Raw genomic sequence first — 16,522 nt, forward strand, 5'->3', positions numbered from 1 at the left:
GCGTATTTTTGCGCAGATATTATTGTGAGTTACATCCCGTTCTTTACTACCCATGTAACTTATCGATAATCACCGAATGCTGCAAGCATTCTTTTAAGATAATTTCAATATCACGCAAAACTTTACACTTCAAGTGAAGTGTAAAGTTAAATATACAGCCATTAAGCGGTAGAATGTCCATACCGCTTAATGATTTCTGCGCCTGTTACTCTGTCAGCCTCAACAGTATTTCCGTATGTGTTTGAATCGTTTCCATCTGCTCATCGGTTGTTTTTGCCAGTTCAATACCGGATAACGCCGTTTCTGCCGACTGTTCTGATGAAGAGTTAAGTATAGAAATTGCTTCTTTCAGTGTGCCGATGATTTTATTACTCTCCTCTGTTGAACGACTCATTTCCTCTGAACAATGAGAAATACGGGTCACTGCACTATCCATGACTCTGAACTTATCTTCCGTGACCCCGAGGCTTTTCTGTACTGAATTTGCCAGATTGCGAACCTCATCAGCCACAACGGCAAACCCTCTTCCGGCTTCACCCGCCCGAGCAGCTTCGATAGCTGCATTCAGAGCCAGTAAATTAGTATTATCAGAGAGTGTACCGATAGTATCCAATACCTGAGCCACTTCTCCGGTACTATCCTGGATCTGTTTTACACTCAACATCAGTTCTTCAGATAAAGAACTCAGCAATGTCTGAGAAGTGATAAAGCCTTCCACCCCCTGATCCACTGACTGAGTATACTCATGGGATTCAGCCGTACTCCGGGCAATAGACGACAGACTGTCCGTCGTGGCACTGACCACATCACTATGCCCTTTATATTCATCAATAATGGCTTTCTGCAGGCTGATGATCTTATCTGCTTTCGTCTGTCTGGTTGCCGCATAATAAGACAAAGTGTTAACTAGTGAATGAGTAAAATCATTCAAGGCAGCCTGACTCGGTGCTCCCTCATAGATAAACAATCCCGTGAGAGTCTGATTTTGATGCAGGTTATGCGACACTTCACCAAAAGTTGAAAAACCGGAAACAGCCAGTTGCTCAAAACATTTCACATTTTTCAGTGATGCCTGATTGTTCAGTCGGCGTAAGATACAGTCGTTAGCAATAGCCGTCACCAGACTACGTCCTTTACTGAACGACTGATAATCACGACTCAGCTTGTTTGCAAAATCAGAACTTTTAACCAAATACAGGACTTCACCAATATGAAGATCACAATAAAAAGTCATAGATTTGGCATTTATATTAAGACTCATCACAGAACGGATAAACAGTTTTCCGCCAACCTCTACTGCAAAAGAATAGTCTGACAGCTTAGACTCCAACTGCTCAGGAGAACATCGGAAGTGACGGCACAACGCATCAATAGGATTTTCCAGTGAAAAACCCGATGTACCAATGAAAGACTCTACCGTCCGCGTTTCCGGAGAGCATTGTCCGATATAAAAACTGACACCCGTTTTTTCAAAATTATGCTCAGAGAAAATATCATAGTGATACTCCGGAGCCAGTTTACAGTAAAGACTCACTGCCTTATCTGAAACAATTTTACCATCAATGCAGATATCGGCACTCTGAAAATCCAGCGCACCACCGGCACTACCACCAATCACAGTACTGAGAGGAATACGTGCTGTAACAAATGCCTCAAGGAAAAATGACTCACTGGCTGTCAATCCCGGAAAATACTGCAGAATAAAAGTATCCGTAGGTGAAACCGTCATTTTGGGTTTCACACTGCTTTCGATAGATGCACGAATCTTATTTATACGCCCATCCAGAGAGCATGAAATATTTCCCTGCATCAGATCCTGACAATGCATATCAACGACAAAAGACTCAACATGGGTTAAAAGCACACTGCTAAATGCATGCAACATAACCACCTGATTATTATTGATATTATAGAAATCATTTTCCCCTGAATTGCCACCGACCAGACCGGCAGTCTGTAAGAACAACGTTTTTCCGGCAAAGCGAAGTTTAGGCTCAAGTACTGAACAAATTTCTTTGAAATTGACAACTGAAGGAACATAAGCAATGACCAGAGTCGTTCCTTCCGGGAATTGAATATCAGAGAAATCAGCCTTGTGAAGAGAATTAACCGCAACTTTCTTTATTTTATTTGTTAACGAGTTCTTTTTAGATTCGTTTTTATTCTTACTAAACGAGAATAATTCTCTTATACTCATCATAATCACCCTATATAGTAAAAATCATTATCATTCCTAAATGAAAATAATGATTCTTTTCAACAACCAAATTTAATAATTAAGCATGCATAGCTAACCCTGACGTAAATGGTTTTTATAATAAATGACCTTATAATCATTGTTCAGTATAGTCGTCAGAGAGCAGAAATGAATAAACTGACAAGCAGTATTTTCATCATACAAAATAACATACGAATTACATAGAATTATAATTTAATGATTACTTCATTGGCATATACAACTATCTGCAATCACTGATAATGTTCTAAAAATGCTGTTACCCTTTCAGGTAAGAAAGAAATAAGAGCAATTTTGTTCTATTTTTTGTATGTCAGATCACATACGCTCAGGTTCAGAAGGTAAGAAAAAGGACAGACGAAGCAATGGAGCCGGACAATCAGTTTCAGTACACATCCAGTGCTTACCACACCGGGGTAAAACTTCTGAATGCCAGAATGGCAGACTTTACCTATGATAAGCACGCTCATGAAGAGTACTGCATAGGTGTTACCCTGAAAGGGCGGCAGGATTTCTTTTGTAGTGGTGCAAATCATAAAAGCCGGGTCGGCAATGTTATTTATTTTAATCCGGAAGAAGTACACGATGGCCATGCCGGAGATGCTTCCGTTCTGGAATACGATATGCTGTACATCGCACCGGAGAAGCTGATCCCTCTGATGAAGGCGCTTGGTCTGCACAATCCTAACCATCTGAGACTAAAAGAAACACTCTTCAATGACCCGCTACTACGTCAGCAGGTGATACAAATGAGTCAGTTGCTACACTCAAAAGCCAGTTCACAGATAGAACAGGAATCCGGGTTGATACAGTTGGCTGAGTCTCTGGTGCGCGTTGGCGGAAGTCGCCTCTCTTTTTCTGCCGGTAACGGACATAAGGATAAGTTACTGTTGAGAGCCAAAGATTTTATCCACAGCAATCTGGAGCAGACGCTTACCGTCGATAACATCAGCCTGGCTGCCAATATGTCCAAGTACCATTTTATTCGTCTGTTCCGAGAACAATTTGGTATTACGCCTCACCAATATGTACTGAACTGCCGGATTAATCAGGCCATACAAGCACTGGAACAAGGCTCAGACATTACGGATGTTGCCCTCCGGTTGGGGTTCGCCGATTACAGTCACCTAAACCGAAAGTTTAAACGTATATTTGGTATGACCCCGAAACAATATCAGCGCCAATTCTGTCGCCGGTAACCTTAATTCAGAGAATAACAATATGCTGGAAATTTTATTATATGCGCTCGGTATTATGTATACGCCTGGGCCGGTAAACTTTATTGGTCTGAATAGTGGTATTCAGAGACAAACTCGAGAAATGCTTGGATTCTTTGCAGGTGTCGGTATTGCAATGTTTATTTTATTTTCTTCTCTGGCCAAAATTGGCAGTATCATTATCAGTGGAGCACTATTGCATATTATTTCGTTTGTAGGCTGTGCTTATATTTTGTACCTGGCTTATAAGATATTAAAATCCAGCGTAAATATATCAAAAGTGGGTGAACAAACCCATCCACTCTCTTTTAAAGAAGGACTATTTATCCAGCTGATGAATCCTAAAGGAATGATCGCGGCGATGCCAGTATCTACCGTACAATTTCCGGCAGCAGGTATCACAGGGTGGCATATCGCATTCTGGTCACTCGGACTGGCTGTACTGGCTTTTGGGGCACCCTTCGCTTATTCAGTTGCTGGCAGTCTGTTAGGTAAACGGATTAAAAATCCCGTCTATTTCCGATACTTTAATCTTATGATGGCATCTTTACTATTTTTTGTAGCCGTCAGTATGGGCTATGAACAGATAATACACCACACTTTCTGAAACACAGCCGTATACTCCGGTCTACGGCTTTATTCCGCTCGCCATTCGGCTTCTATCAGAGTTTTACCTCCGCATTTCACTTTACCGGTAAAAATATCTCCACACTGGATAATGCCAACACCACTTGGCGTGCCACTCATCACTATATCGTGAGTATCCAACGTAGTGTATGTGCTCAATTCCTGTAGGATCACCCGTGGCGGATAAAGCATCTGACTGACATGCCCGCTTTGTACCCGAACACCATTAATAAACAATTCCAGACTCAGGTCATTAATATCCATTCCATCCAGAGGCACAAATCGACTAAACACAGCCGAACCATCGAATGCTTTCGCTCTTTCCCACGGTAACCTTTTCTCTTTCAGGTAACTTTGCAGATTGCGTTTAGTCAGATCTAACCCGAAGCCCACTGCAGCAAGTTTCTTTCTGCGGATCAGAAAACAGATCTCACCTTCATAATGCAGGGGTTCCTCATGAAAGCACAGCAAGCGACCAGAAATAGCAGAATTGGGTTTGTTAAATACCACCATCAGCTCCGGTACCGGATTATTCAGTTCTTCAATATGTTCAACATAATTCCGCCCGATACAAACAACCTTACCCGGTTTAATCCTTCTGTTACCTAAACAGACTGTGCTCATAATTCCATCCATGATTGCTACAACTTTAGCCGACTATTGTAACCATAATAACCCTCTGATTGGATGAAAATTTTATGCTCAGAGAGGCACGACACTTCAGATATCGTAACGTATACTGTTTTGTATATGTAATTGATTGTTTGCTATATCAAACACTATAAAGCGGGCCTGTGTATGAAAACGTTCTTCGTCAGCTTGTATCAAGGTTTTAATGCCCTCACTAAGCCTGTCAGGATTAGTATTTATCTTTTAATAAGTTACTCTGTCTATGCCCTGTTACTGGGACTGATTCTTCCGGCTGTTATTCAATCTCAGGCACCCGGCATGCTGAGCGAAAAGCTGGGGCGGGAAGTCCGTCTAACCAAAGTCAGTATCAACCCTTTTCTGCTGCGAACCCGGTTAGACGGATTCACGATTGCAGAACAGAGCGGTGATACCAACTTTATTCAATTCGACCAATTGGAACTGGAACTGAGTTTCTGGCGTACTATCAGACATTTTACGCCTGTAATAGATCATTTAGATATTCAACATCCTACTGTACACATTTCCAGACTGGGCACAGTCAACGGCATCTCCCGGTTTAATTTTAGTGATATCCCGGAAACTCTGGCTAAGCAGACCGAACAAAACCTTCCTGAGGAAAGAGCCGAATCACAGCAGGTATCCGATATACTCGCACTACTTGCAGACCGTCTTAGCATACAACAAGGACATATCCATATTCAGGATCAGATTACCGGGACTAAACTCGATTATCCTGTGTTTAACATGGAATTAAACCTACTGGATACCCAAGCCTTCACACTCAGCATACCCAACACAAAAAGATCTGAAGCTATTGAATTAAAAGCAGGATCTAACCACTACTCACTTTCTCTTATCGGTACAGACCAAGGACAACTTGCACTGTCCGGACAATTTCAGTTACAACCTTTGGAAATAATCGGAGATCTTCAGCTATCCGGGATCACCCTTCCCCCTTTCTGGCCTCTGAGCGCAGAACATATTCAGGCAGAATTAACCAGAGGGAGCATTCGTTTTTCATCCGATTATCATCTGAGACAGGAAAATAACACGGTTCAGTTTAACAGTAATAACGGACAACTGATGCTAACCCATCTGATCTTCAGTGAGGATTCAAAGCCCAGACTCACTCTTCCAGAACTGGCCATCACCGGAATAACCGTTTCTACCACCTCCCGGGATATCGCTCTGGATAAAATCAATCTGACCGGGTTGAGCATCGACGCGATGCTGGATAAAAACGGTCAGATTGATCTGCAACGCCTGTTTACTCCTGTGCCTTCTTCAGAAGCTAATAACGTTACACCACAGAACGAGACTACAGCAAAAAACAGTACCGCCCCAAAACCATGGCTAATCAGCCTGAATCAGTTAACCATTGATGACAGTGATCTTCATCTGACAGAGTACTTTGCTTCTTCAGGCGTTCACTGGAGGATTTACCCACTTACACTGAATACAGGCCCGCTTCTCAGTGATCTTAGCCTGCCGATCGAATATCAACTGTCATTAGGCATCAGCAGTTCAGTCGCACAAGAACAAGCTGAAAAACCACGCGGACAATTCAACAGCACAGGGATACTAGATGCACAAGCCATTTCTGCAAATGGAACCGCACAACTCACTTCTCTGGATTTAAGTCAATTTCAGCCATACCTTAAGCCTTATCTGAATGTAGAACTAACCACAGGTAACCTTTCAAGTGAAGGAACATTCAGTGCCGATAAACAGGGCCGGGCCACCTTTACAGGTCAGGCTGCTGTTGCCAACCTGCTGGTAAAAGACGGGCTGGAACACGAGCCCTTACTGAAATGGAAAAAAATGGCACTGCAATCCCTGCAGTTTGATCAGCAGAAGTCATCATTGAATATTGCCAGCATCCGTCTGGATGCTCCGTATGCTAAGATACTGATAGCGAAAGATCGGCGCACCAATATCGGTGAAATCATGGTTGGCAACAAGGAGATTGCTGAAAAAGAAAAAACAGCCAAACCAGCCGACAAAAACTCCGATAGCCGTGTACAAAACACAAAGACGGCACAACAACCGGCATTTAACCTTAATATAGACAACATCAAAATTACCGACGGTTCAGCTTATTTCGCCGATTATTCCCTGACACCCAACTTTGCATCCGGAATTGAAAACCTGCAGGGATATATTAACCACCTGTCCTCTGACCCGGCAACCAGAGCAAAAGTTGCACTAGAAGGAAAAGTAGATCGCTATGCCCCTGTCACCCTCAGCGGAGAAGTAAACCCACTGCTCACGCCCCCCTATCTGGATCTGGACTTTGTACTGGACAGCGCAGAACTGACCTCCGTCAATCCATATTCCGGAACTTACGTTGGTTACTATATTGATAAAGGCCAGCTTTCACTGGATATCAACTACCTTTTGGAAAACAATCAGCTAAAAGGCAGCAATCATGTCGTCATTGATCAGTTACAACTGGGTCAGGCCAGTCAGTCCGATCTGGCCACCAGCCTGCCAGTCACTCTGGCTATCGCTCTACTGCAGGATACGAATGGCGTGATTGATCTGGGTGTTGACGTTTCCGGCGATCTGGACAATCCGGATTTCAGTATCGGCGGTATTATTCTCAAAGCAATCGGTAATCTCATTACCAAAGCCGTTACTGCACCATTTTCTCTGCTGGCAAACCTCATCGGCAGTGATGAGGAACTGAATCTGGTAGAATTCCAGCCGGGTGTCGCGATACTGGAAGCCGCAGAGGAAGCTCGCCTGAGAAAGCTGGCAACAGCACTGACAGAAAGACCTAAGCTTTTCATTAGTGTAGAAGGCTCGGTAGCTCCGGAGCAAGACAGCCACGCCCTGGCTGAAATGCAGTTACAACACAAATTACTGCAACTCAGTAATCTGCCGGAACTGCCAGCGAGCCTGACAGCAAGCCGCATGCCACAAACCGGCCCGTTAGTCAGTGCGCTGGAACAGCTGTTTGTTCAAGAACTGGGGCAGGATATCGGACAAGAACGCAGCAAAGTCGAGCAACAGCTACAGGCAGACATAAAAGAAGGCGCTGAGCTGGATCCGCTACAGGTTACCTCCGTATTGCATATCGGCATGTATAACCAACTACTGTCAGCACAGAAAATCAGTCCGGACGCATTAGGCAATCTGGCCGATGCGAGGGCAAAAGCAACCAAAGCATTTCTGGTACAGAATGCTCAGCTTGAACCGGGACGTATTTTTCTTCTGGACAGTAAAACAGAACTGAAAACAGAAGCCGCTCAGGCGCTATTAACTTTGGATGCGAAATAATTGCAGGAAGGCAGGCAGAAAAATGCCTGCCTATCAGTCAGCTAAACAATATCCTTTTCTTTTGTGCCAACCAAGCAGTGTATACCCCGTCCATTAAAATACTTTGCAATAGTATTTACCCGGAGTTGAAACTCAAACCGGTCAAAATTGAAGTTTTTCATTTTATAGGGAAGTCCCAATGACTCATACTTCTCTTCACCGAGACGCATAAAACTCAGCAGTTGCAGTGTTTTCACCTTTCCCTGCATTGCATTGATTATAAAATCAGCGGTTGCTTTTATGTTGTCAAACCCATCATTGACGGTGGGAATAATCGGAATTCTTAAAATGAGATCTTTTCCTGCCTCTGCTAACTGAACCAGATTATTCAGTATTTTTTGATTATCAACCCCGGTGTATTTCTTATGTGTATTGTTATCCATTACCTTGATATCTGAGATAAATAGATCAGTATAAGGGAGTAACGGCTCTATTCTATTCCAGTTGGAATAGAAGCTTGATTCTATGCAAGTATGTATCCCCTCTTGTTTACATGCACGCAACAGTGCCAAAACAAAATCACTCTGAAGTAGTGGTTCACCTCCGGAAACCGTTACCCCTCCACCAGAACGATCATAGAACCCTTTATCTTTTAAAATAATACTCATGCACTCATCAACCGACATAAATTGACCCCACTGAGTAATTGCCTCAGACGGACACTCATCTGAACAGGCAAGGCAACCGATACACAGATTACGATCAACTTCTTTAAGCTTTGAATCAGAGAACAATAGCATTTGGGGATCAGGACAAACATCTGTACATGAATGGCAGATATTACCGGAAATACATTGATTCTGGTAAATACCGACTTCAATGTTCCGGTTAAAACTTTCAGGATTACCACACCAGTCACATCTTAACGGACAGCCTTTTAAAAAAAATTCTGTTCGAATTCCAGGGCCATCATGTAGAGTAAATCGTTGTACATTAAAAACAACTCCCTGATTTGACACTTTAACCTCAATATATTTACTCATAAAATAAATGGTTTTATAAAAGCACGCAGATGAACGAACAGCCGCCCATCTACATGCTTTATTATTTAAAACCTAAGTTCAGTTCGCTGAATTAAGTCATCTTGTAATGGTTTACCAAGTTCAACAAAATAAGCACTGTACCCGGCAACGCGCACAAGCATATCTCTGTACATATCAGGATCCTTCTGTGCCGCCCGCATTTTTTCTGAACTCATAATATTGAATTGAACATGCATCCCCTGTTTAGCGATGTATTCATCAACAAAACTAACCAAAATATCCCTGCCCTCTACACCAGAAACCGCGTCTTCAGGAAATCGAAGGTTTAACAGAGTTCCGTTAGTTGCAAGACTATGGTCGACTTTAGTCACAGAGTTAATCACTGCTGTGGGACCATATATATCGTGTGAACCACCCGCGGTGTGAACCGGGCCCATATTGTCAGAAATGGGTTCTTCACTCTTACGGCCATCTAAAGAAGCATTGGTGTATAAGCCCATTCCGACATTTGCATTTACAGTATAAACGCCAGGACTAAACTTACCGCCGCGAGGATTCTTACGCCCTTGAATATGGCGGCAGTAACATTCAAACATGAATTTAAATAACTCATCAGCCTCATCAATATCATTACCGTAATGAGGGATCTTCGAACTGTTCACCAGAGCATACAATTTTTCATAACCATCCCAATTATTTTTGACTGCATCCAGTAATTCCTTGCCAGTGTATTTCTTATCATCAAAAACCAACTTTTTGATAGTTGCCAGTGAATCAGCACAAGTTGCAATGCCCGCCGCCTGAGGTGCGGTTCCATTATATTTAGCTCCCCCGTTGGTCATATCTTTACCGGATTCAATACAACCTTCAAAAAAAGCAGAAATATATGGTGTAGGCTTAACCATTCGATGAACTTTATCTGTTACATTTAAACAACTGCATAACTGATCACACCAGTAAGCAAATTGTTTATCAACACTGTCTAATACCTCTGCAAACGTATTATAAGTCTCCAGATTACCTGTATCCGGACCAAGCTGTTTTCCGGCATCGGGGCCGGCGAGAATACGGCCACCATTGATAACCATCTCCATCATTTTGGCTGTATTCACATAACCAGCATCAAGCCAGCCATACTCTTTCCCGGGGATAGTTGGCTCAACGCAACCAACAACAGCATAGTCCCTTGCTTCTTCTAGTGTGACACCTTTGCCCAACATGGCTTTAATAGCCGGACTGTCATTAAATAATTTAGGATGTCCGTATCCGGCTCGAATACACTCAATGGTTTTTATCTTTAATTCGTAAGGCGTATTTTCATGCAAACGAACACATACCCATGGGTTCATCATTCGGGTGTGTACAGAAGCTTCTAACATAAGCATGGTTAAATCGTTGGTCGCATCATTGCCGTTTGTATCAACGCCACCAATTGTTAAGCTTTCGCCACCAAAACCACGACCATTACGTACCTTAACCGTACCTTTGTCTTTCAGCTTTGTCGGATTATTCATTTTCACATACAGCACTTCGATTAACTCAAGAATAAAGGCTTTTGTGACAGAATGTTCCTTTGTATCTTTTTCATAAAATGGGTACAACCACTGATCCATCCGCCCGTATGAGATTGAGTGACCATTGCCTTCTATCTGGGTCAGTGTGACGGCAAAGTTAAACAACTGAACCGCTTGCCAGAAACTCTGAGGAACACCACCTGCAATTTGATAACAGTTTGCTGACATAGTTTGCAATTCTTGTCTTCTTTTTGTGTCAGTCTCAGCATCAGCCATATCTTCCGCCAATTTAGCGTAACGAGTGATATACTTTTTAGCGGCTTCCAATGCGATCACTGTCGCTTTGTAATAATCTCTCTTATCACTAAAGTCCGGATCTTGCTTAGACAGTCTGGCAAATGCCGTTTTCGTCTGTTGTAAAACGCCATCGTATCCAAGTGTCATTAATTTATTGAAATCCATTGCGAAATGACCAATTCCGGCAAAATGATAGTTATTGGTCTGAAATACTTTTTCCCCCATGTGGGAACCTTTCTTCTGATCATCATCCAGATGAGCAGTTATGATCTCATTTGCGCTTTTTCCCTTCCAATATTTACAAAGTTCCAGAATTTCAGCTCTGTCTTTTTCATTACGGATATAAAATTGATCGTTCTCCCGTTCTTCAAACGGAGTGTTCTGGATTTCATCGATAATCCAGTCTACAGAGAACTCAGGATAGATTGGGGAAGCTTTCGCTGGGGCTGCAATTTCACCCAGAATTAAGTCTTCATCGTAGATATGTATGCTTGTATTAAGAAGGATATTTTCGAAGGCATACGCACATTGAAGAATGCGCGGAATGAGTTCATGACACTGATAAGCCTGAGTTACCAGTCGCAACCTCTCTACATCAATGTCATAAGGCCTGGCAAGGAAGGTTTGACGCAATCGGTTTACTCTTGGGTATGGTGACCAATCTTGATGACCAACTTCGTATCCCAACCCATACACTTTATCAAAATCATCCATCCCCCGGGCCAGAGTATGATGGTGGTCTTGCATGGTAAACAGGCTCTGCTTATCCATCCGGAAATATTCCATTGTTTACACCTCTAGAAATTAACTAACTGAATTAATTTAAAATTTTATTAAATCTTTATCGTAATGAATGAGGTTATTTCCTCTGGATGAATATGCTGACATTCAGATCACATTCATCAGAAATACTAAATAGGTAAGCCAATTCTTTATCTGCTCAGATAACCCCTCGGATGAACTCGCATCTGTTGATATTTCCGGTGCCTATTTTCTATGTACAGAAAACCACATATATGTCACAACCTCATAGAAATAGGGAGATAGCTGGCCTCAGTCACAGAAAGGATAAAGGATATAGATGAGTCTCTGTGACTCTCTTATTAAAGCTAAACTAAGCAGCACCAAGCCGATCGGCCTTACGACGATGGATGTCATTATACGAACCGCCATATTTTCTTCTGCGACAATTGTCACAATACGAAAGCACTATGAAATAAAAGCAACAAAAAAGACCAAAATACAACAAAACCAATGGTAATTAAATTTGTTGAGCGTATAGTATTTATAAATTTCTCTCGCTCAATAACAGGACAGGATGAATGGATACCTCCATTATATTTGTTTCGATGATCATCGCCTTAGCCGGGTTTACCCAAGGCTTAACCGGGTTTGGTTCTGCGTTAGTGTCAGTACCGCTGCTTTCATTGATTGTAGGCGCTCAGACCGCAGTCCCTATTGCCGGTATCTTCGGCTGGCTGGTAACACTCCCTATCGCGTGGAAAATGCGCCACTCAATTCAGCATAAAACCGGATTGATTCTGTTCGCAGGTTCAATTCCAGCTTCATTTGTCGGCGCTAAGCTGCTGGCTAGCCTGCCATCACAGTACATTCTGCTTACTATGGGTATGGTACTGATCATCTCAAGCCTGCATTCAATGCGTTCAACCAAACCCTTATTCCATAAGACCTCCATACCAGTCACTATCGGTGCAGGTTTTACTTCTGGAATTTTAGGAGCAAGTGTTGGTGAATCCGGTCCTCCGGTGATCGCATATACATCAATGCAGCCCTGGACTGCTGATCAGGTAAAATCAACATTAACCTTCTTCTTTATGTTACAAATGATCGGAGCCAATATTAGTTTCTGGAATGAAGGATTGATAACTGATGATGTACTATCACTGGTAATATCTGCTTTGCCTGCATTTGCTATTGGCTTGGCTGGGGGTATGTTTGCCTATCACTTGCTGCAAAAATATAAAATTAACTACCATCATATTGTGCATTGCTTCTTACTTTTTGTTGGTTGTGCATTAGTAATAAAAAACATCCATTTCTGACGGTCCTGTCAAAAGAAATATATTGAAAACCGCACTAAATAGGCCATCTACATCGATGGCCTATTTTTTAATTCACATCAGATGAAATAACTTAGAAAGGAAAGACTGTTCTATTCACTCAGTTCTGTTCTTTAAACTTAACTCATTAATCAGACACTGAGTTCCCACACTCAATTCTTTAATACCAACACAATCCTAGTCAATATAAATCCTTGGTGTACTGAATTGGTATGCACACCTAAGTACTTTAGATGAACATCTGAAATAACTGATATAAAAAAGGCCCCTTATAAAGGGGCCAAGTGAGCATGATGTTGATATTTATTATGTTTCTGAAATAACCTCAATAGGCAAAGTTCAGAACTGACTCATTTGACTGAGTAGCTCCGACTGTTCTGCATCTTTACGGTAAAATACCGCCGGCTTACCAATAGGTGTTTCGACTTCAACCCACCCCCCGGTATAGGTTTCACCAGTCCAGACATGAACCCATTCATCTTCAGGAAGGTATAATTTCTGCACTATCTGACCTTCGTTATAGACCGGTGCCACCAAAACATCACGACCAAACAGATACTGGAACTTAATCTCATATGCTTCAGCATCCTGTTCATAATGCATAAACAGCGGACGTTGAACCGGTATACCAACTTCAGCGTTTTCTTTTACCGCCTTCTGGATATATGGTTTCAAATGTTTGTAAATTTTTGTCATACGTGCAAAATGTGCCAATGTTTCCGCATCGCTGTCAAACTGATGGTTATCACCCGGACGGTTCCCTTCGTGCGTACGCATAATTGGGGTAAATGCAGCCATCTCCGCCCAGCGCAGTAATAACTCCTTCGGACGTTTACAGCCATGCAGTGTGGTATAACCGCCAATGTCTGAATGATGAATACCATTTCCCATCAAACCAGAAGATAATGCTGCTGGAATAACAGAAGCCAGACCATCATCAATACACCAGTCAACCAACTGATCCCCCCCCCAAAGCGTATGACAATAACCTTGAATCCCGGTACCACCTGAACGCATAAAGAACAAAATATCCTCTGTTCTGCCCGCTTCTTCAATGGCTTCATGCTGCACTTTTGCCCACCGGTACGGCCACTTGTTATGCTCAATTTCCGCACTAACTCCATTACTTAATGAACAGTCTGTTGGCAAATATTCACCAAAATCACCCATCCAGCCATCAAGTCCGAACTCGAGCATGTTCTTTTTAATGATATCCTTATACCACTCACATGCGTCCGGATTCGTAAAATCGACAACACCACAATAAAATTCGCCGAAATCAACTAGGTATTTAGAACCATCCTGTTTTGTTGCCAGATAACCTTTTTCAATCGCTTCGTTATACAATGGAAAATCTTCCAGTACATACGGATTGATATACCCCAGGAAACGAACCCCTTCTTCTTTAAGTTCATGAATCTTCCTGTCCAACTCTGGATAAAGTTCTTTATTCCACACCCAATCCCACTGCAGACGTTTGCCAAATGATGTCATTTTGATCCCTTGCCAGTCCTGACACCATGCTCCGGCGACTTCTACTCCAGCGGCTTTCGCATTACTGATTTTCTCAAGCGTAATATCCGTTCCCCCCTGAATACCCAAAATAACACCGTTATAGACCCACTCAGGTAATTCTGGCTGACGCCCAAAAACATCCGTAATATTTTTCATCAGTGCAGGAAATGACTCTTCGGCATCCAGAAGTAAATACTCAGGGATGTTCCAACACTGCAATTCATGAAACTCACCATTCGTAAAATCAAAATCAGCATAAGCCGTTGTTTCTAAATGGCAAAAATATTTACAATCAGAAATAAATGTTGGCTGAGGGTAGTTAGTATTGTAGTAATCTCCTCCGGCTTTATCTTTCGTATCTGCAAGCCAGGTAACATAACTATTTTTATTCCGCCCCACTCCCGGTTCCGATGACCAAAGTGGGAAATTCTTTCCGCGTAAATTGAAGTATGTCAGCTGTTCACCACACCCATATACTTTTTCATTTTCAGTAGCGGAGATGCGCAGCCAGAATCGATTATATTTGTTATCTATTGCTTTAAATTCTGCCTTTAAACGGCCTTTATCCGTTTCGCTTACTGTCATTTTGATAACAGCTTCATTATCAAAATTGAAAGTAATAATACTTTTGTCGCCAGCTTCTTCCACAGAAAACTGACGTAATGGAAGTCTTTCTGTAACATAGTCAGTAATATCGAAGTTACCACGATACATATCGTAATTAGCTTCGCCTATACCTAAATAAATTACTGGTTTTTCTGTGCTATGCTCAAGGATAGTTCTGCCTTTATGCTGAATAACGAATGAACTTTCATTGCCGGATATGTTCATTTTATAACTCCGATTAAAATACATTTTTGAGTAAAATAGCTTATCAATACTTTTTAATAAAAAACATTGATAAACGCTCTATATATATTCCTCTCCCTAAAGGGAGAGGAATATTCATTAATATTAAATTAATAAACAGATATAAATAATAATCTTTATTTAAATTGAACCTGATAGTCAGCATCAATTTTAGCTTCACAGGTTTTTATTTCATTCTGGAAACGTTCCAACCACTGTTTACCTTCTTCACCCGCTGTGTTCAGGAAGTAATCACGTACCGGTGCTGCCGCAGCCTGGAAAGCCGCTTTTTCTGCATCACTTGGGTTATAAACTGTACCACCAGCCTTCTTGAATTCCTCATAAGCACTGTATTCACGATGCTTAGGATATGAACGTAAATACTGGTTCTGAGCAGAAATACCATCAATAAGGACACGTTTCAGATCATCAGGCATAGATTTGAATTTCTTATCATTAAATACCCATGCGCCCCCCATGTACGCATGACCATCAAGGACGATATAATCTAAACTTTCCTGAAAACGATTTTGTACGATATCAACAATACCGTTCTTAGTACCGTCTACGACACCTGTTGACAATGCAGTATATACTTCCGGCCATGCGATAGGCGTTGGAGCCCCCCCTAACTCTTTTACCAGTTCTTGCTGAATTCTGGCTGGTACAGTACGGATTTTCAGACCCTTTACATCTTCTGGAGATTTAACTTGTTTCTTCGTGGTTGCAATATTACGCCAGCCACCAGAATTAGATACCATCATCAAACGTGAATTAGGTGCCTTTTTCAGGATGTTTTCACGTATTTCACCCAGAAATGCTTCATCGTCATACACACACTCCGCAACACGGTCGTTAGGCAGAACGTAAGGCAGGTCAAATGCACCGATTGGCTGCCAATAGTTAGCCAATTCAGCGATCGTCGTCTGGAAATAGTCGAACATACCAGCCTGAATGCCTGCAAGGCACTCTTTTGCATTACCACAAAGTTGGCCTGATGGGTAAATATCAACTTCAATACGGCCATTAGAGCGGGATTCAACATAGTTTTTGAACACCAGCAGAGACTGATGATTATAACTATCAAGGTTAGACACATGCGGAACGGTCAGTTTAAAATCAGCCGCATTAGCTGCTCCTGATGTTAATATCGCCGTCATTGCTAATCCAAGTAATGTTTTATTCATGTAATGTTCCTTTTTATTTATATTCAGGTTTTATTTCACGTAGT

10 protein-coding genes are annotated in these 16,522 nt (G+C 42.0%); 4 read left to right on the forward strand and 6 right to left on the reverse strand.

The window, feature by feature from the left end; genetic code table 11:
* Nucleotides 1-205: 205 nt before the first annotated feature.
* Nucleotides 206-2,197, reverse strand: coding sequence for a methyl-accepting chemotaxis protein (locus tag CSW98_RS07745; protein ID WP_198517309.1), 1,992 nt, complete (start codon nucleotides 2,195-2,197; stop codon nucleotides 206-208).
* 404 nt (nucleotides 2,198-2,601) lie between these two features.
* On the opposite strand from CSW98_RS07745, the gene CSW98_RS07750 reads away from it, so the two are divergent.
* On the forward strand, nucleotides 2,602-3,435 hold the full coding sequence (locus tag CSW98_RS07750) for an AraC family transcriptional regulator (protein WP_100799894.1): 834 nt from the start codon (nucleotides 2,602-2,604) through the stop codon (nucleotides 3,433-3,435).
* 22 nt (nucleotides 3,436-3,457) lie between these two features.
* A complete protein-coding gene (locus CSW98_RS07755; RefSeq protein WP_100799895.1) occupies nucleotides 3,458-4,060 on the forward strand; it encodes a LysE family translocator in 603 nt (200 codons plus the stop codon).
* Nucleotides 4,061-4,089: 29 nt separating this feature from the next.
* On the opposite strand, the gene CSW98_RS07760 is transcribed toward CSW98_RS07755, so the two are convergent.
* Nucleotides 4,090-4,704, reverse strand: coding sequence for a fumarylacetoacetate hydrolase family protein (locus CSW98_RS07760; protein ID WP_100799896.1), 615 nt, complete (start codon nucleotides 4,702-4,704; stop codon nucleotides 4,090-4,092).
* 174 nt (nucleotides 4,705-4,878) lie between these two features.
* On the opposite strand from CSW98_RS07760, the gene CSW98_RS07765 reads away from it, so the two are divergent.
* On the forward strand, nucleotides 4,879-8,013 hold the full coding sequence (locus tag CSW98_RS07765) for a DUF748 domain-containing protein (RefSeq protein ID WP_100799897.1): 3,135 nt from the start codon (nucleotides 4,879-4,881) through the stop codon (nucleotides 8,011-8,013).
* 41 nt (nucleotides 8,014-8,054) lie between these two features.
* Here the strand turns inward: CSW98_RS07765 and hpfH are convergent, their stop codons facing one another.
* Nucleotides 8,055-9,035, reverse strand: coding sequence for a (2S)-3-sulfopropanediol dehydratase activating enzyme (hpfH, locus tag CSW98_RS07770; protein ID WP_198517310.1), 981 nt, complete (start codon nucleotides 9,033-9,035; stop codon nucleotides 8,055-8,057).
* 65 nt (nucleotides 9,036-9,100) lie between these two features.
* Complete coding sequence (gene hpfG / locus CSW98_RS07775) at nucleotides 9,101-11,632, reverse strand: (2S)-3-sulfopropanediol dehydratase (protein ID WP_100799898.1); 2,532 nt, start codon at nucleotides 11,630-11,632, stop codon at nucleotides 9,101-9,103.
* A gap of 536 nt (nucleotides 11,633-12,168) precedes the next feature.
* Between hpfG and CSW98_RS07785 the strand changes: the two genes are divergently transcribed.
* Entirely contained in the window at nucleotides 12,169-12,909 is a 741-nt protein-coding gene (locus tag CSW98_RS07785) for a sulfite exporter TauE/SafE family protein (protein ID WP_100799900.1), read from the forward strand.
* Nucleotides 12,910-13,266: 357 nt separating this feature from the next.
* Here the strand turns inward: CSW98_RS07785 and CSW98_RS07790 are convergent, their stop codons facing one another.
* A complete protein-coding gene (locus CSW98_RS07790; protein WP_100799901.1) occupies nucleotides 13,267-15,273 on the reverse strand; it encodes an alpha-glucosidase in 2,007 nt (668 codons plus the stop codon).
* Between the two features lie 155 nt (nucleotides 15,274-15,428).
* Complete coding sequence (locus CSW98_RS07795) at nucleotides 15,429-16,478, reverse strand: TRAP transporter substrate-binding protein (protein WP_100799902.1); 1,050 nt, start codon at nucleotides 16,476-16,478, stop codon at nucleotides 15,429-15,431.
* Nucleotides 16,479-16,522: the final 44 nt, after the last annotated feature.

Source organism: Vibrio sp. HA2012, from assembly GCF_002812955.1.
Lineage (GTDB): Bacteria > Pseudomonadota > Gammaproteobacteria > Enterobacterales > Vibrionaceae > Vibrio.